Annotated in this window: 23 protein-coding genes; 18 read left to right on the top strand and 5 right to left on the bottom strand. The window is 70.3% G+C overall.

Going from position 1 to position 23,881, the window contains the following annotated elements; all coding sequences use genetic code 11:
* Window positions 1-72 precede the first annotated feature (72 nt).
* Together FHU39_RS04405 and FHU39_RS04410 are read left to right on the top strand one after the other, a co-directional pair.
* Window positions 73-948 (top strand): Gfo/Idh/MocA family protein, encoded by an 876-nt coding sequence (locus tag FHU39_RS04405; RefSeq protein ID WP_183319238.1) that lies wholly within the window; start codon window positions 73-75, stop codon window positions 946-948.
* A 9-nt stretch (window positions 949-957) separates the two neighbouring features.
* The gene (locus tag FHU39_RS04410) at window positions 958-1,176 is read left to right on the top strand and encodes a hypothetical protein (RefSeq protein WP_183319239.1); all 219 of its coding nucleotides are present in this window, start codon (window positions 958-960) and stop codon (window positions 1,174-1,176) included.
* Here FHU39_RS04410 and FHU39_RS04415 read toward each other — a convergent pair whose 3' ends face one another.
* Entirely contained in the window at window positions 1,177-2,148 is a 972-nt protein-coding gene (locus FHU39_RS04415) for a zinc-binding dehydrogenase (protein WP_183319240.1), read from the bottom strand. It abuts the gene before it with no gap.
* 30 nt (window positions 2,149-2,178) lie between these two features.
* Window positions 2,179-3,411: a benzoate/H(+) symporter BenE family transporter gene (locus FHU39_RS04420; protein WP_183319241.1), complete on the bottom strand. Its 1,233-nt coding sequence runs from the start codon at window positions 3,409-3,411 to the stop codon at window positions 2,179-2,181.
* A gap of 77 nt (window positions 3,412-3,488) precedes the next feature.
* Here FHU39_RS04420 and FHU39_RS04425 point away from each other — a divergent pair, with 77 nt between their 5' ends.
* Window positions 3,489-4,028 (top strand): helix-turn-helix domain-containing protein, encoded by a 540-nt coding sequence (locus FHU39_RS04425; RefSeq protein WP_183319242.1) that lies wholly within the window; start codon window positions 3,489-3,491, stop codon window positions 4,026-4,028.
* Between the two features lie 4 nt (window positions 4,029-4,032).
* Here the strand turns inward: FHU39_RS04425 and FHU39_RS04430 are convergent, their stop codons facing one another.
* The gene (locus FHU39_RS04430; RefSeq protein ID WP_183319243.1) at window positions 4,033-4,413 is read right to left on the bottom strand and encodes a VOC family protein; all 381 of its coding nucleotides are present in this window, start codon (window positions 4,411-4,413) and stop codon (window positions 4,033-4,035) included.
* Between the two features lie 59 nt (window positions 4,414-4,472).
* On the opposite strand from FHU39_RS04430, the gene FHU39_RS24905 reads away from it, so the two are divergent.
* The 8 genes from FHU39_RS24905 (at window position 4,473) to FHU39_RS04470 (ending at window position 13,904) form a co-directional block, all read left to right on the top strand.
* On the top strand, window positions 4,473-5,312 hold the full coding sequence (locus FHU39_RS24905) for a DUF6597 domain-containing transcriptional factor (RefSeq protein WP_183319244.1): 840 nt from the start codon (window positions 4,473-4,475) through the stop codon (window positions 5,310-5,312).
* A 10-nt stretch (window positions 5,313-5,322) separates the two neighbouring features.
* The gene (locus tag FHU39_RS24620) at window positions 5,323-6,354 is read left to right on the top strand and encodes a TRM11 family methyltransferase (RefSeq protein WP_183319245.1); all 1,032 of its coding nucleotides are present in this window, start codon (window positions 5,323-5,325) and stop codon (window positions 6,352-6,354) included.
* Window positions 6,355-6,420: 66 nt separating this feature from the next.
* Window positions 6,421-6,855: a 30S ribosome-binding factor RbfA gene (gene rbfA / locus FHU39_RS04445; RefSeq protein WP_183319246.1), complete on the top strand. Its 435-nt coding sequence runs from the start codon at window positions 6,421-6,423 to the stop codon at window positions 6,853-6,855.
* The gene (gene truB / locus FHU39_RS04450) at window positions 6,852-7,757 is read left to right on the top strand and encodes a tRNA pseudouridine(55) synthase TruB (RefSeq protein WP_183319247.1); all 906 of its coding nucleotides are present in this window, start codon (window positions 6,852-6,854) and stop codon (window positions 7,755-7,757) included. Before rbfA ends, truB begins: the two co-directional genes overlap by 4 nt.
* A gap of 66 nt (window positions 7,758-7,823) precedes the next feature.
* Window positions 7,824-8,951 (top strand): Nickel transporter NicT, encoded by a 1,128-nt coding sequence (nicT, locus tag FHU39_RS04455; RefSeq protein WP_246336159.1) that lies wholly within the window; start codon window positions 7,824-7,826, stop codon window positions 8,949-8,951.
* A 99-nt stretch (window positions 8,952-9,050) separates the two neighbouring features.
* Window positions 9,051-10,004 carry a bifunctional riboflavin kinase/FAD synthetase gene (locus tag FHU39_RS04460; RefSeq protein ID WP_183319248.1) on the top strand — a complete coding sequence of 318 codons (954 nt, stop codon included), beginning with the start codon at window positions 9,051-9,053 and terminating at the stop codon, window positions 10,002-10,004.
* 56 nt (window positions 10,005-10,060) lie between these two features.
* Window positions 10,061-11,893, top strand: coding sequence for an AMP-dependent synthetase/ligase (locus tag FHU39_RS04465; RefSeq protein ID WP_183319249.1), 1,833 nt, complete (start codon window positions 10,061-10,063; stop codon window positions 11,891-11,893).
* Window positions 11,894-11,948: 55 nt separating this feature from the next.
* Complete coding sequence (locus FHU39_RS04470) at window positions 11,949-13,904, top strand: TIGR03960 family B12-binding radical SAM protein (RefSeq protein WP_183319250.1); 1,956 nt, start codon at window positions 11,949-11,951, stop codon at window positions 13,902-13,904.
* A gap of 123 nt (window positions 13,905-14,027) precedes the next feature.
* On the opposite strand, the gene FHU39_RS04475 is transcribed toward FHU39_RS04470, so the two are convergent.
* Window positions 14,028-14,315, bottom strand: a complete 288-nt coding sequence (locus tag FHU39_RS04475; RefSeq protein WP_183319251.1) for a DUF1905 domain-containing protein — start codon at window positions 14,313-14,315, stop codon at window positions 14,028-14,030.
* Window positions 14,316-14,428: 113 nt separating this feature from the next.
* Entirely contained in the window at window positions 14,429-15,043 is a 615-nt protein-coding gene (locus FHU39_RS04480) for a TetR/AcrR family transcriptional regulator (protein ID WP_183319252.1), read from the bottom strand.
* A gap of 88 nt (window positions 15,044-15,131) precedes the next feature.
* On the opposite strand from FHU39_RS04480, the gene FHU39_RS04485 reads away from it, so the two are divergent.
* The 7 genes from FHU39_RS04485 to proB all read left to right on the top strand — a co-directional run bounded on the left by FHU39_RS04485 (window position 15,132) and on the right by proB (window position 23,870).
* Window positions 15,132-16,628 (top strand): MFS transporter, encoded by a 1,497-nt coding sequence (locus FHU39_RS04485; RefSeq protein WP_183319253.1) that lies wholly within the window; start codon window positions 15,132-15,134, stop codon window positions 16,626-16,628.
* A gap of 21 nt (window positions 16,629-16,649) precedes the next feature.
* Window positions 16,650-17,360 carry a TIGR03936 family radical SAM-associated protein gene (locus FHU39_RS04490; RefSeq protein WP_183319254.1) on the top strand — a complete coding sequence of 237 codons (711 nt, stop codon included), beginning with the start codon at window positions 16,650-16,652 and terminating at the stop codon, window positions 17,358-17,360.
* 392 nt (window positions 17,361-17,752) lie between these two features.
* On the top strand, window positions 17,753-20,320 hold the full coding sequence (locus FHU39_RS04495) for an Rne/Rng family ribonuclease (protein WP_246336160.1): 2,568 nt from the start codon (window positions 17,753-17,755) through the stop codon (window positions 20,318-20,320).
* A gap of 148 nt (window positions 20,321-20,468) precedes the next feature.
* Window positions 20,469-20,777, top strand: coding sequence for a 50S ribosomal protein L21 (rplU, locus tag FHU39_RS04500; protein ID WP_183320888.1), 309 nt, complete (start codon window positions 20,469-20,471; stop codon window positions 20,775-20,777).
* 36 nt (window positions 20,778-20,813) lie between these two features.
* Complete coding sequence (gene rpmA, locus FHU39_RS04505) at window positions 20,814-21,080, top strand: 50S ribosomal protein L27 (RefSeq protein ID WP_183319256.1); 267 nt, start codon at window positions 20,814-20,816, stop codon at window positions 21,078-21,080.
* A 104-nt stretch (window positions 21,081-21,184) separates the two neighbouring features.
* Window positions 21,185-22,720, top strand: coding sequence for a GTPase ObgE (obgE, locus tag FHU39_RS04510; RefSeq protein ID WP_183319257.1), 1,536 nt, complete (start codon window positions 21,185-21,187; stop codon window positions 22,718-22,720).
* A complete protein-coding gene (proB, locus tag FHU39_RS04515; protein ID WP_183319258.1) occupies window positions 22,713-23,870 on the top strand; it encodes a glutamate 5-kinase in 1,158 nt (385 codons plus the stop codon). The genes obgE and proB overlap by 8 nt, the downstream gene beginning before the upstream one ends.
* Window positions 23,871-23,881 lie beyond the last annotated feature (11 nt).

Raw genomic sequence — 23,881 nt, forward strand, 5'->3', positions numbered from 1 at the left:
CGGTGTGTTTGTGAGCCTGTCGGTGGAGAGTGGGCGGGCGCGCGGGTGGCTCCGCCGTGCGATGGTGGGCGCATGCGATTCGGACTGGTCGGCACAGGTTACTGGGCACGCGAGACGCACGGCCCCGGCATACGGGCCTCCAGCCATGAGCTGGTCGGGGTGTGGGGGCGTGACGGGGCGAAGACGGCGGCCGCGGCGAAGTCCCTGGGCGTGCCTGCGTTCCCCAGTCATGCCGCGTTGCTGGACGCCGTCGATGCGGTGTCGTATGCCGTGCCGCCGGACGTGCAGGCCCCGCTGGCGATCGAGGCGGCGCGTGCCGGCAAGCACCTGCTGCTCGATAAACCGGTGGCGCTCGACCTCGACGTCGCGCGGGAACTGCGGGATGCCGCCCGCAGCACCGGGTCCCGCTCGGTGGTCTTCTTCACCGCGCGCTACACGCCCGAGACTCGTTCCTGGCTCGGCGAACTCGCGGCATCGGGTAGCTGGCGCGGTTCGTGGACCGAGTGGGTCGTGGCCAACCAGCGGCCGGAGAGCCCCTACAAGGACTCACCCTGGCGGCAACGGGAGGGAGCGCTCTGGGACATCGGGCCGCACCTGCTCGCGACGCTGATCGCAGCACTCGGCTCGGTCGACTCCGTCGTGGCGGTGCCTGGCGTCGGGGACGCGGTGCACCTGACGATCACCCACGAGTCCGGCGCCGTGAGCACCGCCACGCTGGCGTTGTGGGCACCGCCGGCGGCATACACCTGGGGTATGCGGGTGTGGGGTGAAGCCGGTGTCAGTGCGGCACCGGCGGCCGTCACGACCGCGCAGCAGGCGCTCGCAACCGCAGCCGACGAATTGGGTGCAGCGGCCGCAGCCGGCACCGAGCACCCGCTCGGGCTCGAGCTAGGGGTGCGGATCGTGGAGCTGCTCGCCGACGCCGCGGGGCAACGGGGGAGCAGCTAGCATCGATCGATGGCCGAATGGAAGATCGTGCAGTGTTCCCATGGTGCCTACTACGAATCGAAGTGGGTGCCGCTGGCGTCGTTCAAGGCGATCCGGCTCGGCGCGAAGCGTCTGCAGCGCTGCCCGGTGCACCACAAGTGGGAGATGACGGTGCGAGTCCCCGACGACGCGGTCACGCCGGAGATCCGCGAGCAGGCCGAGCGCCACCACGACTCCGGGCTGATCTGATCAGCCCATCGTCAACACGATCTTGCCGAAACTCTCGCCCTCGGCGAGGCGGGTGAACGCGTCCCGCGCCTGCGCGAGGGGGATGGCCTGATCGATCACCGGCGAAATGCCTTCACGGTCGACGAAGTTGACGAGGCGTCGCATCTCGGCGATCGAGCCCATGGTCGAGCCGATGACGCGCAGCTGCTTGAAGAAGATCTTGGTCAGCTCCGCCTTCTCGGGTGCGTCGCCCGAGGTGGCTCCGCAGATGACGATCGTGCCACCGGGGTTCAGTGAGTTGACCGAGTGGCTCCACGTCGCAGCGCCGACCGACTCCATCACCGCCGCGACCCGCTCCGGCAGTCGGGCACCGCTGGCGAACGCCCGCTCCGCGCCGAGCTCGACGGCCCGGGCACCCCGGGACTCGTCGCGCGAGGTCACCCACATCCGCAGCCCTGCCGCGGCACCCAGCTGGATCAGCGCCGTCGAGACGCCGCCTCCGGCACCCTGCACCAGGACGGTGTCACCGGGGGAGACGTCGGCATTGCTGAACAGCATCCGGTATGCCGTGAGCCAAGCCGTCGACAGGCATCCGGCGACCTCCCAGGACATTCCTTCCGGCTTGGGCACCAGGTTGACCGTCGGGACCACGACCTGGTCGGCGAAGGTCCCGTCGTGCAGCTCCGACAGCAGCGTGCGACGCGGATCGAGGGTCTCGTCGCCGGACCAGCCCGGGCTCGGGATGACGGTGTGCAGGATGACCTCCTGCCCGTCGTCGGTGACTCCCGCGGCGTCGCACCCGAGGATCATCGGCACGCGGTCCTCGGGCAGCCCGACGCCACGCAGGGACCACAGGTCGTGCCGGTTGAGCGCGGCGGCGCGCAGCTGGACGCGGGTCCAGCCGTCCGGAACCTCCGGGTCGGGTCGGTCACCGACCTCGAGGGCTGCGAGGGGGTCGGTGCGGTCGATTCGGGCGGCGTAGGCGGCGAGCATGGTCACCAGACTACGAGTGGGCGCGTCGGTTCAGTGCGTGTCGTCCCGGACCGCGGACACGCCGCGCAGGAGCCACCAGCGGGCGACCAGGCCGATGAGCAGCGCCCAGAAGGCGGACTCGATGCCGCCGACGGTCGTCCCGGAGGCCGCGACGACGAGGGTGAGGACCGCAGCGGTCGTCTCGGCGGACTGGCGTGCACCGTCCGCGCCGGTCCTGGCCAGGGCGCCTTTCAGGGCACCGCCGAGTGCGCCGAGGAGAGCGAGCCCCGCGACGGTCTCGACCACGCCGGACGGCGCGAGGGTCACGAACGTGGCGAGCGCCGCCGACGACAGTCCGAGCACCAGGTAGGCGGCTCCGCTGCTCACTGCCGCGATCCACCGCCGCGAGGTGTCCGGCCCGGCGTCCGGGCCTGCGGCGAGCGCGGCGCTGATCGCCGCGAGGTTGATGGCGTGGCCACCCGCCGGGGCTCCGATGACGGTGCCGGCGCCCGTGACGAGCATGACCGGGCGCCACGGCACGGAGTAGCCGAAACTGCGCATCACGGCGACACCGGTGATGTTCTGCGACGCCATGGTGACGATGAAGAGCGGCAGCGCGATGCCGAGCGCGGCCTGCAGACTCAGCTGTGGCACGACGGGCGAGACAACGGGCAGGAGACTGCTGCTGGTGAAAGTCGTTCCGGTGCGGGCGAGTTCGATCGCGATGACGACGGCCGCCGCGACGAACGCACCGGGCACCGCCCATCGCGCGCTGACCCGCAGCAGGACCAGCCAGACGAGGATGACCGGCAGGACGTCCCAGGGATGTATGGCGACGGCGTGCACCGGCTCCAGGCACAGCGGCAGGAGGACGCCGGCCAGCATCGCCTGTGCGATCGTTCCGGGGATCCGGGAGATCAGGTCGGCGAGCCCGGACCACAGACCGCTGGCGATCACGAGGAGGCCGGTGAGCACGAACGCTCCGGTTGCCGCCGCCCAGCCACCGCTGACCGCCCCGGCGCCCGCGAGCAGCGCGGCGCCCGGGGTCGACCACGCCAGAGTGATCGGGATGCGGTAGCGCCGGGCCAGCACGATCGCGCTGACCCCCTGCAGCAGACTGATGGCCAGCAGACCGGAGCCGGCCTGGGCAGGGGTCGCGCCCACGGCACGCAGGCCGGTCAGGACCACTGCGAAGGAGCTGGTGAATCCCACCAGGGCACAAACGATCCCGGCGATGACCGGCGTGCTGGTGCTGGAGCGTTGGGCAGGTAGGGTGTCGAGCATGGTGTTCCGTTCGCAGAACGTTCTGTTTACGGAACACTAGCGACCGAATGGCATACGACGGGAGAGGGGTCCAGCTGATGAGCGCTGAGGCTCGGGCGGCGGCGGTGGGTGCGCGCATCCGCGAGGCTCGCGAGCGCCGGGGCATCAGCCTGTCCGCGCTCGCTCGCGAGGCAGGGGTCGGCAAGGCGACGCTGTCCCAACTGGAGGCGGGCGAACGCAATCCGACGATCGAGACCCTCTACGCGGTGTGCGGACCGCTCGAGTTGCCGCTGTCGGCGCTGGTCGGCGAAGTGGGCGGCGCGCAGGCAACAGCTGCCGGCGGGATGCGCACCGTGCTGCTGGACCTGCGGCACCGCCCGGACGGCACGACGGTCGAGGTCTTCCGTCTCGAATTCCCCGCGGGGGCACGGCATTCGTCACCCGCGCATGGTCGGGACGTCACCGAGCACCTGGTGGTCACCTCCGGCACCGTGCGGGTGCGTATGACGCGCTCGGTCGTCGTGCACGCCGGAGAGTCGACGACGTGGACCAGCAACCGCAAGCACTCCTACGCAGCAAGCGGCGGTCCCGCCGAGGCGGTGCTGGTGATCACCACCCCGCCACCCGCTGCGCCCTGACCGATCAGCCCCAGTTGGCCAGGTTGGTGACGCAGAACGGGTGACCGGCCGGGTCGAGCAGCACGGTCCAGGTCTCACCGGGCTGCTGCTCCGGTTTGGTGGCGCCGAGTTCGACGCACCGTGCCACGGTGGCCTCGACGTCCTCTCCCGCGAGGTCGAGGTGGAACTGCTTGTGTCCGTCGTCGGGCCAGGACGGCCGCTGGTAGTCGGGGGTCTCGCCGAACCCCAGTCGTTGGTCACCCTGCTGCAACATCGCGTAGCCCTCACCCTGGTAGGCGACCGGCCAGCCCAGTACCGCGCTGTAGAACGAGGCCATTGCAGCGGCGTCCTCGCAGTCGATGGTGACCATGCCGAGGCTGGCGGCTGGCGTGGTGGTGTCGGTCATCTGGTGGCTCCTCGAAAAGGTCGATGTGACTGTCGGACCATGCTCGTACGCTGCAGGATGTGGCGACTAGGACATTCGCGACAACCGACGGGGTGATCCTGGATCCGCGTCGCTTCGCGCAGCACGCGACACTGACCAGGCCGGCGTGTCATCCCGCGCTGGAGCGCTGGGTCGAGCACTACTGGACGGTGCGGTGGAGCCTGCCCGCCGGGGCGTCATACCGCTCGTCGCTGGTGCCGCTCCCGCAGACCAACCTCACCGTCGAGTCCGGGCAGGTCGCCCGGGACGGTGTGAGCGCGCCCGGGGTCTTCGTGACCGGGGTGGTCAGCCGGCGCCGCTTCGACGTCACGCTCAGCGGCGCGGGCGGGGTGGTCGGCGTCAAGTTCCGTCCGGGCGCGCCGACCGTCATCACGGGTGTCGAGGCGAGCCGGCTGCGAGATCAGGTCGTGCCCGCCACCCGGCTGTTCTCGGGGGCGGACGCGTTGGCCGACCTGCACCCCGACACCCCGGACTGCGTCGAGCGGCTCGACGCGTTCCTGCTCGATCGGGTGCCGGCCGACACCGCCGAGTTGGAGACGGTTTCCGCAGTGATCGCGACCCTGGAGGACTCCGCCCCGACGATGTCGGCGGGTGAGCTCGCGGACCGGTGCGGCATGGGGCTGCGGTCACTGCAGCGGGCCTGCCGGCACTACGTCGGCGTCGGGCCGCAGTGGCTCGTCGCGCGCGCCCGCGTACATGCCGCGATCGCGCGGCTCAACGCCGGTGACTACGAGACGCTCGCGTCGCTCGCGGTCGAGCTGGGCTGGTTCGACCAGGCGCACATGGGCCGCGACTTCACGGCTCTGGTGGGGGAGTCCCCGGGCAGCTACCGCGACCGCGCCGGCCGGGCTGCCGACTAATCTTGCCGGAGTGACCGAACACCTGATCCTGCTGGCGCCGTCGGCCAACCGCGTGTACGGCGCTGAGGCGCCGCGCCTGTGCGAGGCCGAACTCCGTGCGATGGCTGCGGGTTTCGGGTTGCCGGAGCCGGACGTCGCACGCACCGACGTTGCCGGCGTCTCCTACCTCGCACTGCACACCAGCGGCGTGCTCACCGATGCCGCGGTGCGCGTCGTCTCGCAACTGTCGGCGGCGCACGCCCTCTTCCGGCGCGAGGGCGACCTGCTCGCGCCCGTGGCGTTGGAGCAGCCGCGGGCGGCATACCCGGGGGACCTGGTGACGATCCAGAAGTATCAGGGCAAGACCAACGAGCAGTGGACCCGGCTGCTGCTCAACGTCACGGCGGCGGCGACCCGCCTGCCGGACCGGCTGCTGGACGGCAGCCTGCAGGTGTTCGACCCGATGTGCGGGCGGGGCACGACGCTGAACATCGCGCTCTCACTCGGCTTGGATTCGATCGGCGTGGACCTGGACAGCAAGGACTTCCAGGCCTATTCGGCGTTCTTGAAGACCTGGATGCGGCAGCACCGACTCAAACACACGGCCGACGAGTCCGCCCTGCGCACCAGCGGCCGCAACCGCGGCAAGCGGTTGCAGGTGGAGGTCGCCGCATCCAAGGAGGCGCACAAGGCGGCTGACACCCAGCACCTGACCTACCTGTTGACCGACACGACCGACCTGGACGGCCTGGTCCGGCCGCGCAGCGTCGACGCGATCGTCACCGACACCCCGTACGGCGTCCAGCACGGGTCGCACGGCGACCGACTCGCCCGCAGTCCGCTGGAACTGCTGGACCGCGCCCTGCCGGGCTGGCTGCGGACGCTGCGCACCGGCGGTGCGGTCGGCCTGTCCTACAACCGCCATGTCGCGCCGCGGGAGGACCTTGCGGCGTTGCTGGTCACGCACGGGCTCGACCCGGTCGACGAGACACCGGACGCGTTCCGGCACCGGGTGGATGCCTCCATCGACCGCGACCTGATCGTCGCCCGCAAAGCCAGGTGAACGTAGGGTTTGTCTTTGGCAAGCCTCGTTGCCCGACCACGTCCGCACCACCACACGGAGGCTCTCATGGCTGACCCGGCACGCGCCCGCAAGATCGCCGAGCGCACCAAGACCCTCGTCGCTGACTTCATCGAGCGACGGGTCAAGGACGAACGACTCGGTTTCGTCACCGTCACCGACGTCCGGGTGACCGGTGACCTGCAGCACGCCTCGATCTTCTACACCGTGTTCGGCTCCGATGACGAGCGCGCGAACACCGCTGCGGCGCTTGAGGACTGGCGCGGGCGCATTCGCTCGCACGTCGGCAAGGGGCTCGGCATACGCCTGACCCCGTCGCTGGAGTTCATCCCGGACGCGATCCCCGAGGGTGCTGCCCACATCGAGGAGGCGCTCAAGGCCGCACGGGAGCGCGACGAGGAGCTGGCGCAGGCCAAGGCGTCCGCGAGGTATGCCGGAGACGAGGACCCCTACAAGAAGCCCGTGGCCGGCGACGACGAATGAGCCGCGACGGACTGCTGCTCGTCGACAAGCCGGCCGGCTGGACCAGCCACGACGTGGTGGCCCGCACGCGCGGCCTGGCACACACCCGGCGCGTCGGGCACGCCGGCACGCTCGACCCGATGGCCACCGGTGTGCTGGTGCTCGGCGTCAACAAGGCCACCAAACTGCTTACCTTCCTGGTCGGCTGCGACAAGACCTACACCGCCACCATCCGGCTCGGGCAGTCGACCATCACCGACGACGCCGAAGGTGACGTCACGGCGACCGCCGACGCGAGCGGGCTGACCTCCGAGCAGATCGCCGCCGCGGTCGTGGATCTGACCGGAGACCTGCAGCAGGTGCCGAGCGCCGTCAGTGCGATCAAGGTGGACGGGGTGCGCTCGTACGCCCGGGTCCGCGGGGGAGACGAGGTGAAGCTGCAACCCCGCCCGGTGCGGGTCGGCCGGTTCGCCATACATGACGAACGTGCGGTGGGGACGTTGCGGGACCTGGACGTCGAGGTCCAGGTGTCGTCCGGCACCTACGTGCGTGCGCTCGCACGCGACCTGGGCGCCGCACTCGGGGTGGGTGGGCACCTCACCGCGTTGCGACGCACGCGGGTCGGGCGGTTCGGCCTGTCGATGACCCACAGCCTGGACGATCTCGCCGTCCTCGCCGACGGTGGGGAGCCGCTGCCGCTGCTGCCGATGGTGGACGCCGCGGCTGCGCAGTTCCCGATCCGACGGATCAGCGCCGCGGAGGCCGTCGACCTGCGACACGGCAAGCGGCTACGGGCGGGGGAGCACCACCCGGAGGTGTCCGCGGCCATCGCCGGCGACGAACTGGTCGCGATGCTCGACGAGACCGGCCCGCTGGCCAGGTCACGGGTGGTCTTCCCAGCCGATCCACCCGGTGACACCTGACCTTTCGGGCAGTCTTCTGCTCCAGATGCGACTCTGTCGCGACTTGCCGATATGCTCGGCACCATCATGGCAACCATCACCGCATCGCAGGCAACGAAGCTGGACCGGGTCCGGGAGTTCTTCGCCGATTTCACTCCGGCAGAACGCCGCTCGGTCCTCGGTATGACGGCAGCGGTCGTCGCACTCCACGTGGTGGGCTGGGGCACGCTGCTGTTCATGGTCGCGCCGCAGCACTTCCAACTCGGAACCGACAGCGCGCACGCGCAGGTCTTCGGTGTCGGGCTCGGCGTCACGGCATACACGCTCGGCATGCGGCATGCCTTCGACGCCGACCACATCGCGGCGATCGACAACACCACCCGCAAACTGCTCTCGGACGGCAAACGCCCGATGTCGGTGGGGTTCTGGTTCTCGCTCGGACACTCCAGCGTCGTCTTCGGACTGTGTTTCCTGCTGGCGCTCGGCATGAAGGCGCTCGCCGGCTCGGTCGAGAACGACAGCTCCACGCTGCACACCATCACCGGGGTGATCGGCGTGACCGTTTCGGGCACGTTCCTGTGGATCATCGGCATCCTCAACCTGATCGCCTTCATCGGCATCATCCGGGTGTGGCGGCAAGCCCGGCAGGGCGACTTCGACGAGGCGGCCCTGGAGCAGCACCTCAACTCGCGCGGCTTCGTCAACCGCATCCTCGGCGGGCTCACCAAGTCGGTCACCAAGCCGTGGAACATGTACCCGATCGGTTTCCTCTTCGGGCTCGGCTTCGACACCGCCACCGAGGTCAGCCTGCTGGTGCTCGCCGGGGGAGCGGCGGCCTTCTCCCTGCCGTGGTACGCCATCCTCACCCTCCCGGTGCTGTTCGCCGCCGGGATGAGCCTGCTGGACGCCGCGGACGGCGTCTTCATGGCCAAGGCCTACCGGTGGGCGTTCGCCAAGCCGCTGCGCCGGCTCTACTACAACGCCACGGTCACCTGGCTGTCGGTCTTCGTGGCCCTCGTCATCGGCACCATCGAGCTCTGCTCGGTGCTCTCGGACCGCTTCAGCTGGACCGACGGACCGGTCGCCGCGATCGGCTCGGTCGACCTGGACGGGATCGGCTTCGTCATCGTCGGGGTGTTCGTGGCGACCTGGTTGCTCGCCCTCGTCGTATGGCGTGTCCTGCGCCTGTCGGAGAAGGAATTCGCCGCGGGCTAAAGTTGCGCCGTGAATTCAATTGAGCACAGGCACGGATGGCTTGCGATGCGCTCGCGTCGCAGGGAGCTTGCGACCGTCGCGAGCGCAGAGTAAGTCACCGTGCTGCGCCTTTCCAAGCTGACCGAGATCCCCGCCGACTTCGGGGAGACCGTGGTCACCATCGGCAACTTCGACGGCGTGCACCGCGGTCACGCAGCGTTGTTGCGTGAGGTCGTCGAGCGGGCCCGGGAGCGCGGCACGAGCGCCTGCGCGGTGACGTTCGAACCGCACCCGCTGCGAGTGCTCTACCCGGAGCGCGCCCCGAAGCTCATCGCCTCCACGACCAGCCGTTACGAGCGGCTGGCGGAGACCGGCCTGGACGCGGTGCTGGTCCTGGAGTTCACCCCCGAGCTGGCGGCGATGACGCCCGAGGAGTTCGTGCGTGACGTCTTCGTGCACGGCCTGCACGCGGTCGAGGTCGTCGTCGGGCGCGACACCCGCTTCGGCGCCAAGAACGCCGGTGACGTCGAGACGCTGCGGCAACTCGGCCACCACTTCGGATTCTCGGTGGTCGTGCTGCCGGACGTCGGAGACGGGCACCGCATCTCCTCGACCGACGTGCGCCGCGCCCTGGCCGACGGCGCGGTCGACGTGGCCGCCCGTGCGCTCGGCCACCTGCACGACGTGCGCGGGGTCGTCGTGCGGGGGCTGCAACGCGGTCGCGAGCTCGGCTTCCCGACGGCCAACCTGGGTCCGCGGCCGGAGGGCCTGGTCCCCGCGGACGGGGTGTATGTCGGCTGGCTGGTCCGTGAGGGCACCGCGGCCGACGACCCCGAGCATCGGATGCCGGCGGCGATCTCGGTCGGCACCAACCCCACCTTCGACGACGTCCCCGAGCGGACCGTCGAGGCGTATGTGCTGGACCGCGACGACCTCGACCTCTACGACGAGACGGTCCGGATCGAGTTCGTGCGGCGGCTGCGCGGTAACACCAAGTTCAACTCGATCGACGCGCTGATCGACCAGATGCGCCGGGACGTGGCGCAGGCGCGGGAGATCTGCCGCACCCAGTGAACCGTTGATGACGGTCCTGCGACCGCGTAAGTGAACTGGCGGGTAGTCTCCCTGCCATGACGAAGTCGCTCAGCGCAGAGCAGCCCGATCTGTCGGTCATCGAGGGTCGCGCCACGTCGGTGGCGCACCTGTTCGTGGAGCGGGTGGCCAAGACCCCGACCCGTGAGGCTTTCCGTTACCCGGTGGGGGAGCAGTGGAAGTCGATCACCTGGAGCCAGGTCGACGAGCGGGCCCGTCGGATCGCCGCCGGCCTGGTGTCCCTGGGCGTCGAGCCCGAGGACCGGGTCGCCATCGCGTCCGCGACGCGGCTGGAGTGGGCGCTGGCCGACCTGGGCATCATGCTGTGCGCGGCCGCGACCACCACGATCTACCCGTCGACGACGGCGGACGACGTCCTGTTCATCACGTCCGACTCGGGAAGCGTCGTCGTCTTCGCCGAGAACGAGGAGCAGGTCGCCAAACTGCGCGGCGGCCGTGACGTCATACCCTCGGTCACGAAGGTCGTCCAGATCGACGGCGCCGGCGACGGCGACTGGGTGATCGGCCTCGACGAGCTCGAACAGCTGGGCGCGGCATACCTGTCCGAGAACGACGGCGCCCTGGAGAAGCGCATCGCGCAGCTCACCCCCGAGTCGCTGGCGACGCTGATCTACACCTCCGGCACGACGGGCCGGCCGAAGGGCGTCCGGCTCTCCCACGACGCGTGGACCTACGAGGCCGCGGCGGTCGACTCGGTGCGGATCCTGAACGAGGACGACGTGCAGTACCTCTGGCTGCCGCTCGCGCACGTCTTCGGCAAGGTGCTGCTGACCCTGCCGCTGCAGATCGGCTTCCCGACCGCGATCGACGGCCGCGTCGACAAGATCGTGGAGAACCTGCCGATCGTGCGGCCCACCTGGATGGGCGCCGCGCCGCGGATCTTCGAGAAGGTCTACGGCCGGATCACCACGATGATGGCCGGCGAGGGCGGCGTGAAGGGCAAGCTGTTCGACTGGGCGAGCGGCAACGCCCGCAAGGTCGCGACCGCCCGCGGCGCGGGTGGCAAGGTCAGCCCGGTGCTCGGGGCGCAGCACGCGATCGGCGACAAGGTGGTGCTGGCCAAGATCCGCGAGCGTTTCGGGGGCCGGGTGCGGTTCTTCATCTCCGGGTCGGCTGCGCTCAACCAGGACGTGGCGCGCTGGTTCGACGCCATGGGTATGCCGATCCTCGAGGGTTACGGACTCACCGAGACGGCGGCGGCCTCGTGCGTGAACCGCCCGGACAGCAACATCGTCGGCACCGTCGGCTGGCCGGTGCCCGGCACCCAGGTCAAGATCGCCGACGACGGGGAGGTCCTCATCAAGGGGCCCGGCGTCATGCAGGGCTACCGCGGGCTGGACGACGTGACCGCCGAGACGCTGGTGGACGGCTGGTTCCACACCGGCGACATCGGCGAGCTGCTGCCGACGGGTCATCTGCGGATCACCGACCGCAAGAAGGACCTGTTCAAGACCTCCAACGGCAAGTACGTCGCGCCGAGCCTGATCGAGGCGACGTTCAAGGGCATCTGCCCCTACGCCTCGCAGTTCGTGGTCGAGGGCGACGGCCGTAAGTTCGTCTCCGCCCTGGTCACGCTGGACGAAGAGGCCATCGTCGAATGGGGCGCGGCCCACGGGATGCCGGACGCCGACTACCGCACGATCGTCACCTCCGACGCGGCCCGGGAGATGGTGCAGGGCTACGTCGACGAGCTGAACCTCGGGCTGAACCGCTGGGAGCAGATCAAGAAGTTCATCATCCTGCCCCGCGACCTGACCGTCGAGGAGGGTGAGATCACGCCCAGCCTGAAGCTGAAGCGCACCGTCGTCACCCGCAAGTTCAAGGAGGACCTGGACGGCCTCTACGTCTGAGGCTTCCCGCGGCGAGCCATTTCCTGGGAGCGCCGGCGCGCCATACCCTGTCCGCATGGCAGGTGAGTCACTCTTCCCCGCGCTCGAGCCGTTGCTGGAGCGGGTCAGCAAGCCCATCCAGTATGTCGGTGGCGAGCTCAACTCGACGGTCAAGGACTGGGACTGCGGCGGTTTCGGCCCCGGCGGCGAGGAGCAGACGGTCCGCTGGACGCTGATGTATCCCGACGCCTACGAGGTCGGTCTGCCCAACCAGGGGGTGATGATCCTCTACGAGGTGCTCAACGAGCGCCCGGACACCCTCGCCGAGCGGTCCTACTCGGTGTGGCCGGACATGGAAACGGCGATGCGCGAGGCGGGGATCCCGCAGTTCACGGTGGACAGCCACCGCCCGGTCCGAGACTTCGACGTCTTCGGCTTCTCGATGTCGACCGAGCTGGGCTACACCAACGTGCTCACCGCGATCGATCTGGCCGGCATACCGCTGCACGCGGCGGATCGCACGGACGACGACCCCGTCGTGCTGGTGGGTGGCCATGCGGCGTTCAACCCCGAGCCGGTCGCGGACTTCATCGATGCCGCGGTGCTGGGCGACGGCGAGGAAGCGCTGCTGCAGATCACCGACGTGATCAAGGCGTGGAAAGCAGGTGGCCGCCCGGGCGGGCGCCGGGAGCTGCTGCTGCGGCTGGCCCGCACCGGCGGCGTCTACGTCCCGGCGTTCTACGACGTCGACTATCTGCCCGACGGCCGGATCAAGCGCGTGGCACCCGCACCGACCGCGCACGGTGTCCCCTGGCGGGTGGCCAAGCACACGGTCATGGACCTGGACGCCTGGCCCTACCCGAAGCAGCCGCTGGTGCCGCTCGCCGAGACGGTGCACGAACGCATGTCGGTGGAGATCTTCCGCGGCTGCACCCGGGGTTGCCGCTTCTGCCAGGCCGGCATGATCACCCGGCCGGTCCGCGAGCGGTCGATCACCGGCATCGGCGAGATGGTGCAGAAGGGCCTGGCCGCAACGGGTTTCGAGGAGGTGGGGCTGCTGTCGCTGTCGTCCGCGGACCACTCCGAGATCGCGGACATCACCAAGGGGCTCGCGGACCGCTATGAAGGCAGCCAGACCGGTCTCTCGCTGCCGTCGACCCGGGTCGACGCGTTCAACATCGACCTGGCCAACGAGCTGACCCGGGGCGGTCGCCGGTCCGGGCTGACCTTCGCCCCCGAGGGTGGGTCGGAGCGGATCCGCAAGGTCATCAACAAGATGGTCAGCGAGGACGACCTGATCAACACGGTCGCGGCGGCCTTCTCCGCCGGCTGGCGGCAGGTGAAGCTCTACTTCATGTGCGGTCTGCCGACCGAGACCGACGAGGACGTGCTGCAGATCGCCGACATGGCCAAGCGGGTCATCGAGACGGGTCGGAAGGTCAGTGGCCGCAAGGACATTCGCTGCACCGTGTCGATCGGTGGCTTCGTGCCCAAACCGCACACACCCTTCCAGTGGGCGGCGCAGCTGGGCGCCGAGGAGACCGATGCCCGGCTGGCGAAGCTGAAGGACGCGATCAAGTCGGACCGGCGACTCGGCTCGTCGATCGGGATGCGCTACCACGACGGCAAGCCCGGCATCGTGGAGGGACTGCTCAGCCGGGGCGATCGTCGGGTCGGCGCGGTGATCGAGGCGGTATGGCGCGACGGTGGTCGCTTCGACGGCTGGAGCGAGCACTTCAGCTATGAGCGCTGGCTCGACTGTGCCGCAAAGGTTTTCGAGGGCACAGTGGTGTCCGTCGACTGGTACACCACCCGCGAGCGTGACGAGCGCGAGGTGCTGCCCTGGGACCACCTGGACTCCGGGCTGGACAAGGACTGGCTCTGGGACGACTGGCAGGACGCGATCGACGAGAAGGAACTCGACGACTGCCGCTGGACACCTTGCTACGACTGCGGAGTCTGCCCGCAGATGAACACCGAGATCCAGATCGGTCCGACCGGCAAGAAGCTGCTCCCGCTCACCGTCGTCTGACTGACCGACAGGCTCACCAACGGCCGAGAGGCCCACTTGCTCGGCGATTTTTCACCGTATTGGGCGGTGTAAGTGAGCCGTTCGGCGTTTTGTGGGCCTGTCGGGATGGCGGGGCGGGCGCGGTCAGTCCCCGACGGACAACTCGATGTGTATGACGTCCCCGAGTCCGACGTCCTCCGCACGTTGCACCGCCGTTTTGACCGGCATCAGATAGCCGCCGTCGCGCGGAAAGAGCGACGTGCTGAAATCCGTGTCGCCGACGCGGCCGGTCGCCCGGATGCATCCCCATCCGTAGCTGAGATCGGTTGCCGCACCAGCGATTTCGTCCACGGCGTCCGGCGGCAGCGGCGCGAAGAGGTATGGCGCCGGCCCGCGCCACTCGATGATCTCCGCATCGAAGTCGAAGTCCACGTCAGCAGCCTACGGCGCAGGACGGCGCGCGCACCGCTGACGGCCGAAACCGCGGCTGACGCCGGAAACGACGGCTGACCCCGCAATTGCGCCGTCAGCGGTCGTTTCGACCGTCAACGGCCGGTGCTGGCTGGTCGGGCGAGCCGGGCGCCGCGCAAGTGAACCGCGACGCCCGGCGTGGCGATGCGCACGATCTCCTCGGGCGACGCGGTGGCCATGGTCGGGACCTTCAGGACGTAGCGGGTCATCAGCAGTCCCGCAATCGTGAGGAGCACCCCGGTCGCGCGGGCATCCGCGTCGCGGCCGGCCAGCCCGCTGCGGAGCCGGCCGAGGAGCTCGGTCTCCAGGAATTCAACGAAACCCCCGGAACCGCCTTCCTCGCTGGCCGTCGCGAGCACGGTCTGGACGAGTACCGGACCGATCTGCGGGTCGTCCCAGACCCGCAGGACCGTGCGCAGGATCCGCCCCGGCCATTGCTCGATCGGTGCGTCCAGTGCTTCGGCGATGAGCTCGCCGGGACGGACCGGCAGCTCCATCGCGGCCGTGAAAAGTCCCTGTTTGGAAGTGAAGTGGTAGCTCAGCAGTGCGACGTCGACCCCGGCGTCCGCGGCGATGCTGCGCAGCGACGTGCGAGCGTAGCCGCCGCTGAGGAACCGTTCGCGTGCGGCGTGCAGGATCTCGGCACGGGTGTCGGGACTGCCGGAGCGCCGACCTCTGGATTTATTCATCACTGTTGAATCTACTGCGTCGCGGCGCGGACCGTGAGGTCCAGAACGTGATCGGCGCGATCACGTCGGACAACGGAAGGTGCTGGTGATGAATCGCAGTAGAGGGACTCTGGTGGCCGTCTGCGTCGGCCTGGCCACGGTCGTGTCGGCGGTGTCGTCGCTCATGGTGGCGCTGCCGGACGTGGCTCGCCATACAGGAGCGTCGCAGACGCAGTTGTCGTGGATCGTCGACGGGTATGCGCTCACCTTCGCGGCGCTGCTGCTGCCGGGCGGTTACCTCGGCGACCGGCTCGGCCGGCGCCGCGTGCTGCTCGGCGGGCTCGGCCTGATCGTCCTGGCGGCGGCCGCCGGTGCGCTGGTGACGGACCCGGCGAGCCTGATCGCCATCCGGGTGCTGATGGGTGTGGCGGCCGCGCTGATCATGCCCGCCACCCTGTCGACGATCACGGCGACCTTCCCGCCCGCCGAACGGGTGCGGGGTGTGGCGATCTGGGCCGGGCTCGCCGGCGGCAGCGCCGTCCTGGGGCTCTTCGCCTCCGGCCTGCTGCTGCACTGGTTCTCGTGGGAGTCGATCTTCTGGTTCACGGCGGCGGTCGCGCTGTTCGCGCTGACGCTGACCCTCCGGCTGGTGCCGGAGTCGCGTGCCGCCGCAGTCGGCCGGTTCGACGTCGGGGGAGCGGTGCTGTCGGTCGCCGGGCTCGGGGTGCTCGTCTACTCGATCATCGAGGCGCCGATCGAAGGCTGGGGGAGCGCACGCACCGTGCTCGGGCTGATCGCGGGGGTCGTCGTCCTGCTCGCCTTCGCGGGATGGGAGTTGCGCCACAGCACACCGCTCCTCGACGTGCGGCTCTTCGGCCGACGCGGCTTCTCCGCCGGGATGCTGACCGTCTCGTCGCTCTTCTTCGTCTTCTTCGGCTTCATCTTCGTCTTCATGCAGTACCTGCAGTTCGTGCGCGGCTGGTCGGCGCTGACGTCGGCGTGTGCCGCCGCCCCGGTCGCGCTGGGTCTGCTCCCGGGTGCCCGGGTCGCCCCTCACCTGGTCGGCAAGGTGGGCGTGCGTGCCCTCTGCCTCGCAGGTATGACGCTCGTCGCGGCCGCGATGGGCGGTATGGCGATGCTCGGCACCGACACCGCGTACTGGGTGATCGCGGTGCTGCTCTGGGTCGGCGGCACGGGGATGGGTTGGGCGATGACGCCGGCCACCGCGAGCATCACGGACTCGCTGCCCGCCGAGGAGCAGGGTGTCGCCTCCGCGATGAACGACGTGGCCCGTGAGGTCGGCGGTGCGCTCGGCATCGCCGTGCTGGGCAGCGTGCTGAGCAACGGGTACCGGTCGGCGCTGGACCTGAACGGTGCGCCGGCACCGGTGGCGGCAGCGGCTCGCGAGTCCGTCGCGGCGGCGACCGGCTTCCCGGAGCCGATCCGGTCGATGGCCCGCGGCGCGTTCGTCGACGGCCTCGGCGACACCCTCGCGCTCGCGTCGGCGCTGATGATCGTCTGCGCCGTGGTCGTCGCGTGCGTGATCGGCGCCCGTCGCAGGAAGGCGGCAGCCCGCCATACCCGCCTCGTCCCGGTCGACCACTGATCCAGCGGCTACCGTGTCCCGGTGCCCAGCAGACAACGCACCCCCGACGGACCCGCGCCGGACCCCGCGGTACAGCGCCTGCGGGTGCGGTACGCCAAGCGGGGCCGGCTGCGTTTCTCCTCGACCCGGGACTTCCAGCGGGCGCTGGAGCGCGCGCTGCGGCGGTCGGCGGTCCCGGTGGCGTTCTCCGCGGGCTTCCACCCGCACCCGCGGATCAGCTACGCCAACGCGGCGCCGACCGGCACGGCCAGCGAGGCCGAGTACTTCGAGATCCAGTTGACCGAGCGCCGTGAGCCCGAGCAGTTGCGCGCCGCCCTCGACGGCGCACTGCCCGCCGACCTGGTGATCGTCGACGTCGCCGAAGCGCTGCCCGACGCGCTCGCCGACCGGCTCGAGGGGAGCGTATGGCGCCTCGACTTCGCCGCCGACGACGCGGACGCGGTGGCAGCCGCCGTCGCCGCCCTGCTCGCCCGGGACGACGCGACGGTCACCCGGATGACCAAGCGCGGTGAGCGCGCGTTCGACGTGCGCGGCGCGATCGTCGCGCTGACCACCGACGGCGGCACCGTGACGCTGGTGTTGCGGCATCTGACGCCCCTGGTGCGGCCGGACGACGTACTCGTCGCGCTCGGTTCGTACGGCGGCTTCCGCCCGACACGGGCACCGCTGGTGACACGCCTGGCGCAGGGGCCGCTGGGAGCGGACGGGCAGGTCGGCGATCCGTTGCGGTGACCGGACCCGCGGTGCACCCCGGGAGTATGCCCGGCGCGTGGAATACGCCGCGATCGGCATACTCCGGAGTCCTGCCACGCGCTCCGCTTGCCGTGACCGCCCCCATTGTGTGCGACAATGAAACCGGTCGTCGGCGGTGCCACAACCTGCCTGACGCCCCGCTGGAATGGCGTTTGAGCCCGCGAGACCTCGCGATCAGCCGAACGCTTCGACCGGCGGCGTCCGACCGGACGGTGACGCGCCACGACGCGAGCCCCGGCCGTGACGTAACAGCTGACTTCGCGTCACCGCGCCGAGCGTTTCGGTTGTGAGTGACCGACCAACCGCGACATGCGGGTGTGCAGGCGTTGCCTCGTTGTGGGTCACCCGCATGCTGAGAAGAAATGAGGGCCATGGCCCCGCAAGACTCCACACCCTTCCTCGCACCGGCCTCCGGCGATGCGGACCCCGCGGCCGACGAGGGCGCGACCACCTCGCCGACGTCGGCAGCGATGAACTTCGGCCTGCTCTTCCAGGCCCCCGATCTCGAGGCACGCGCCCCGCGCCGCGAGCCGGAACAGGCCGACGAGCCCGACGAGGCCCCGGCGAGCACCTCCGACGGTGACGCCGACAACGACGCGCAGGGCGGCACCCGCTCCCGGCGCCGCGGCGGTCGCGGCCGCCGGGCGAAGGACGACGCGGACAACGCCGACGCGCCGAAGGACGAGGCCCCGAAGGACAAGGCCAAGGGCTCGGACAACCAGAAGTCGGACACGCCCAGCGACGCCGAGGACAGCTCGGACAAGGCGGACAAGTCGGACGACTCCGACGGCTCCGACCAGTCCGAGGGCAGCGGTCGGCGCCGGACCCGGCGGCGCCGCCGCAGCGGGGGCGCCACGGACGGGGACGACCCGCCAAACACCGTCACCAAGGTCCGCGAGCCCCGCAAGGAGCGCGACGAGGTCACGGCCATCAAGGGCTCCACCCGCCTGGAGGCCAAGAAGCAGCGTCGCCGGGAGGGCCGCGAGGCCGGCCGGCGCCGCACGGTCATCACCGAGGCCGAGTTCCTCGCCCGCCGCGAGAGCGTCGACCGGCAGATGGTGGTGCGCGAGCGTGGCGGCCGGATCCAGATCGGCGTGCTGGAGGACGGGGTGCTCGTCGAGCACTACGTCTCGCGTGAGGTCCAGCAGGCCTCGATGGCCGGCAACGTCTACCTCGGCAAGGTCCAGAACGTCCTGCCCAGCATGGAGGCGGCGTTCGTCGACATCGGGCGCGGCCGGAATGCCGTGCTGTATGCCGGTGAGGTCAACTGGGACGCCGCAGGGCTGGAGAACGGCCAGGCCAAGCGCATCGAGAACGCCCTCTCCGGGGGCGACACCGTGCTGGTCCAGGTGACCAAGGACCCGATCGGTCACAAGGGGGCCCGGCTCACCAGCCAGGTGTCCCTGCCCGGCCGTTTCCTGGTCTACGTGCCGGGCAACTCGATGACCGGCATCTCCCGCAAGCTGCCGGACACCGAGCGGTCCCGGCTGAAGAAGATCCTCAAGGAGGTCGTGCCCAGCGACGCCGGCGTCATCGTGCGTACGGCGGCCGAGGGTGCCAGCGAGGAGGACCTGCGGGCCGACGTCGAGCGGCTGCAGGCGCAGTGGGAGAAGATCCAGGCGGACGCCACGTCGGCGAGCGCGCCGAGCCTGTTGCACGGCGAACCCGACCTGACGGTCCGGGTCATCCGCGACGTCTTCAACGAGGACTTCAGCAAGCTGGTCGTGTCCGGTGACCACGCCTGGTCGCAGGTGCACGACTACGTCAGCTCCGTCGCCCCCGACCTGGCGCCGCGGCTGGAGAAGTGGACCGGCGAGACCGACGTCTTCAGCGTGCACCGCATCGACGAGCAGCTCGCCAAGGCGATGGACCGCAAGGTCTGGTTGCCGAGCGGCGGCTCGCTGATCATCGACCGCACCGAGGCGATGACCGTCATCGACGTCAACACCGGCAAGTTCGTCGGCTCCGGTGGCAACCTGGAGGAGACGGTCACCAAGAACAACCTGGAGGCCGCCGAGGAGATCGTGCGGCAGTTGCGGTTGCGCGACATCGGCGGCATCATCGTCGTCGACTTCATCGACATGGTGCTGGAGTCCAACCGTGACCTGGTCGTGCGGCGGCTGCTGGAGTGCCTGGGTCGCGACCGCACCAAGCACCAGGTCGCCGAGGTCACCTCGCTCGGCCTGGTCCAGATGACCCGCAAGCGCGTCGGGTCCGGCCTGGTCGAGGTGTTCTCCGAACCCTGCGAGCACTGCGGTGGCCGCGGCATCATCATCCACTCCGAGCCGGTCGACAAGCCGTCCGGCGGCGGCAGTGGCGGTGGCGGCGGCAAGTCCCGCAAGGGCCGGGGGAAGAAGACCGCCGAGGAGCCGCCGAAGCCGTCCAGCGGCCCGACCGCGGCGCAGATCGCCGCCGCCGCACACGCCGCGGCACAGGCACCCGCGAAGAGCCACGAAGCCACCGATGAGGCCGTCGAGACCTCCGACGGGCCGGTGGCCGAGCGGACCGACACGGCCGACACGACGCTGACGACCGAGACGGCGCCGACGCCGGACACGGACCCGGCGACCGGCGCCGCACCGGTGGTCACCGGCCGTGCCGGGTCCCAGCGGCCGGGCTCGGACGCGTCCGACTCCGAGCAGGACGACGCGAACGACGCTGCCGCTGCCGACGAACCGGTGGCCCAGCCGGAGCCCGCGGGCCGGAAGCTCACCGGGCGGGCGCGCCGCCGGGCGACGTCCGCCGCGGGCGCCGCACAGCACATCGACGTGCCGGTCGCCGCACCGGTGACGACGGTCGCGAGCGAGGGATCGCAGGTGGTCGCCGGCACGGACACCGGTGACGCCGAGGTTGTAGCAGCCGAGCCGGTCAAGCCCAAGCGCAAGAAGCGCGCCCGGGTGGTCGCACCCGCCGGACCGCCGGTCGCCGACGGCGAGTGACGGGTCGGCGTACAAGGATTTGGAGCAACACCTGCCGGGCCCGTAAACTCGTGCCTCGGTGTGCCCACCGCGCGGGCGTCCCGATCTTCGGGGTAGCTGCCTGCCGGTCCAAGACAAGTGCGCATCCATGACGAAAGAGAGTTCCGACGTGTACGCGATTGTTCGCGCAGGCGGTCGCCAGGAGAAGGTCTCCGTGGGCGACGTGCTGATCATTGACAAGCAGTCCGCGCAGCCGGGCGAGAGCATCGAGCTCACGCCGCTGTTGCTGGTCGACGGCACCACGGTGACGTCCGACGCCGCCAAGCTGGCGAAGGTCTCCGTGAAGGCCGAGGTCGTGAAGGCCGCCAAGGGCCCGAAGATCACGATCATGAAGTACAAGAACAAGACCGGCTACCGCAAGCGCCAGGGTCACCGTCAGCCGCTGACCCAGGTCAAGGTCACCGAGATCAACGCCTGAACACCGTCCACTTCTCTTCAGTAAAGGCTTACTCACATGGCACACAAGAAGGGTGCGTCCTCGACCCGCAACGGTCGTGACTCCAACGCACAGCGACTCGGCGTGAAGCGCTTCGGTGGCGAGGTCGTCAACGCCGGCGAGATCATCGTCCGCCAGCGCGGCACGCACTTCCACCCCGGCGAGGGTGTCGGCCGCGGCAAGGACGACACGCTGTTCGCGCTGCGCGCGGGCGCCGTGCAGTTCGGCGCCAAGCGCGGCCGCAAGACCGTCAACGTCGTGCTGACCGAGAGCGCCGACGCCTGATCGGCGGCTCATTTCAGCCGGCAACACCGTGAGGTGGAAGGGGCGGGTCCGACTTTTCCGGACCCGCCCCTTCGCCGTCATACACCACCAGCAAGGAGAGACACGTGGCGACCAACTTCGTCGATCGCGTGGTGCTGCACGTCCGTGCGGGCCACGGCGGGCACGGCGTGGCGTCCGTGCATCGGGAGAAGTTCAAGCCCCTCGGCGGCCCGGACGGCGGTAACGGCGGCAAGGGCGGCAGCGTCATCCTCCAGGTCGACCCGCAGTCGACGACCCTGCTGGAATACCACCACAGCCCGGTCCGCAGCGCGCCGAACGGCCGCCCCGGTGCCGGTGACGAGCGCAACGGCGCCGACGGCGCCGACCTGGTGCTGCCGGTGCCGGAGGGCACGGTCGTCAAGAACTCCCGCGGTGACGTGCTCGCCGACCTGGTCGGCCAGGGCACGACGTTCGTGGCCGCCGGCGGCGGACGCGGCGGCCTCGGCAACAAGGCGCTGGCCTCGCCGCGTCGCAAGGCGCCCGGTTTCGCGCTGCTCGGCGAGCCCGGCGAAGAACTCGACATCACCCTCGAGCTCAAGACCCTCGCGGACGTCGCGCTGATCGGGTTCCCGTCGGCGGGCAAGTCCAGCCTGGTCTCGGTGATGTCCGCGGCCAAACCCAAGATCGCCGACTACCCGTTCACCACCCTGGTGCCCAATCTCGGTGTGGTCACTGCGGGTTCGCAGCGTTACACGATCGCCGACGTGCCCGGCCTGATCCCCGGCGCCAGCCAGGGGAAGGGGCTCGGGCTGGAGTTCCTGCGGCACGTCGAGCGGTGCTCGGTGCTCGTGCACGTCGTCGACTGCGCGACGCTCGAGCCCGGCCGTGACCCGATGACCGACCTGGACGTCATCGAGCAGGAGCTCGCGGAGTATGTCGCGGACGACTCGCTCGGTGGCAAACCGCTGTCCGAGCGGACCCGGATCGTCGTGCTCAACAAGGCCGACGTGCCGGATGCCCGGGAGCTCGCCGAGATGGTCAAGCCGGACCTGGAGGCTCGCGGCCTGGAGGTGCACATCGTCTCCGCGGTCGCGCACATCGGCCTGAAGGAGCTCAGCTTCTCGCTCGCCCGGCACGTCGAGCAGGCCCGCCAGGAGATCGAGGCGGCGATCGTGCCGCAGCGGATCGTGGTGCGCCCCAAGGCTGTTGACGACTCCGGCTTCACCGTCCGCAAGGAGCGGCAGGGCAACGACGAGGTCTTCCGGATCGTCGGAGAGCGTCCAACCCGCTGGGTGCGCCAGACCGACTTCGCCAACGACGAGGCGGTCGGCTACCTGGCCGACCGGTTGAACCGGCTCGGCGTCGAGGAGGAGCTGTTCAAGGCCGGGGCCGTCCCCGGCTCGACGGTGCTCATCGGCCCCGCCGACAACTCGGTCGTCTTCGACTGGGAGCCGACCATGGCCACCGGTGCGGAGCTGCTCGGCCCGCGCGGCACCGACCTGCGCCTGGACGAGAGCACCCGGGCGACCCGCTCGGAGAAGCGCGACGAGTTCCACCGCCGCAAGGACGCCCAGCGTGAAGCCCGCGAGGAGCTGGACCGCGAGCGCAAGGCCGGTCTGTGGACCGACCGCGATCCGGTCGAGATCGACTCCGATGAGTGAGGAGTCCGCACGTCGTCTGCGTGCGTCGGTCGCGTCCGCGGAGACCGTCGTCGTCAAGGTCGGCTCGAGCTCGCTGACCGGTCCGCACGGCGGCCTGGACCCGGCCCGGTTGACCGCGCTGGTGGACGCGCTCGCCGCCCGTCGGCTGGCCGGCGCCAACGTGGTGCTCGTCTCGTCCGGCGCGATCGCCGCGGGCATGGTCCCCCTGGGGTTGCGTCGTCGCCCCCGGGACCTGGCCACCCAGCAGGCCGCGGCGAGTGTCGGCCAGGGGGCGCTGCTGGCGTCATACAACGTGGCCTTCGGGCAACACGGCCTGACCACCGGGCAGGTCCTGCTGACCGCGGACGACGTGACCCGTCGCGGGCACTACGTCAACGCGCGGCGCACCATCGAGCGGCTGCTCGCCCTCGGCGTCGTCCCCGTCATCAACGAGAACGACACGGTCGCCACCCACGAGATCCGCTTCGGTGACAACGACCGGCTGGCGGCCCTGGTGGCGCACCTGATCAACGCTGCCGCGCTCGTGCTGCTCTCCGACGTGGACGCCCTGTACGACGCCCCGCCGTCGCACCCGGGCTCCACCCGGATCGGGGTGGTCCGGGACCAGTCCGTCCTGGAGGCCATCGATGTCGGTGGCACCGGGTCGTCGGTCGGCACCGGTGGCATGGTCACCAAGATCGAGGCGGCGCAGATCGCGACCGCCGCGGGCGTGCCGACCGTGTTGACCGCGGCGCCGCTCGCGGGGCAGGCGCTGGCCGGAGAGGACGTCGGCACCATCTTCGCGCCGCAGGGCAGGCGGCCGAGCGCCCGCCAGCTGTGGTTGCGGTATGCGACGTCGCCCCAGGGCAAGCTGGCGCTGGACGCCGGGGCCGTCGAGGCTGTGACCCGGCGCGGGAAATCCTTGCTGCCGGCTGGGATTCGGTCGGTCAGCGGGCACTTCTCGAGCGGCGACGCCGTTGATCTTGTCGACGAGTCCGGTCGCGTCGTGGCGCGTGGACTGGTCAACTACGACGCGAAGGAGCTGCCCGACCTGCTCGGCCGCAACACGCACGAGTTGGCACGGACCCTCGGCCCGGCATACGAGCGTGAGGTCGTGCACCGCGACGACCTGGCGGTGCTGCCCCGCCGGGCGATCAGCCGGACGCGATGAGCTGCAGGGGT

Origin of the sequence: Flexivirga oryzae (assembly GCF_014190805.1) — a bacterium.
GTDB classification, from domain to species: Bacteria; Actinomycetota; Actinomycetes; order Actinomycetales; family Dermatophilaceae; genus Flexivirga; species Flexivirga oryzae.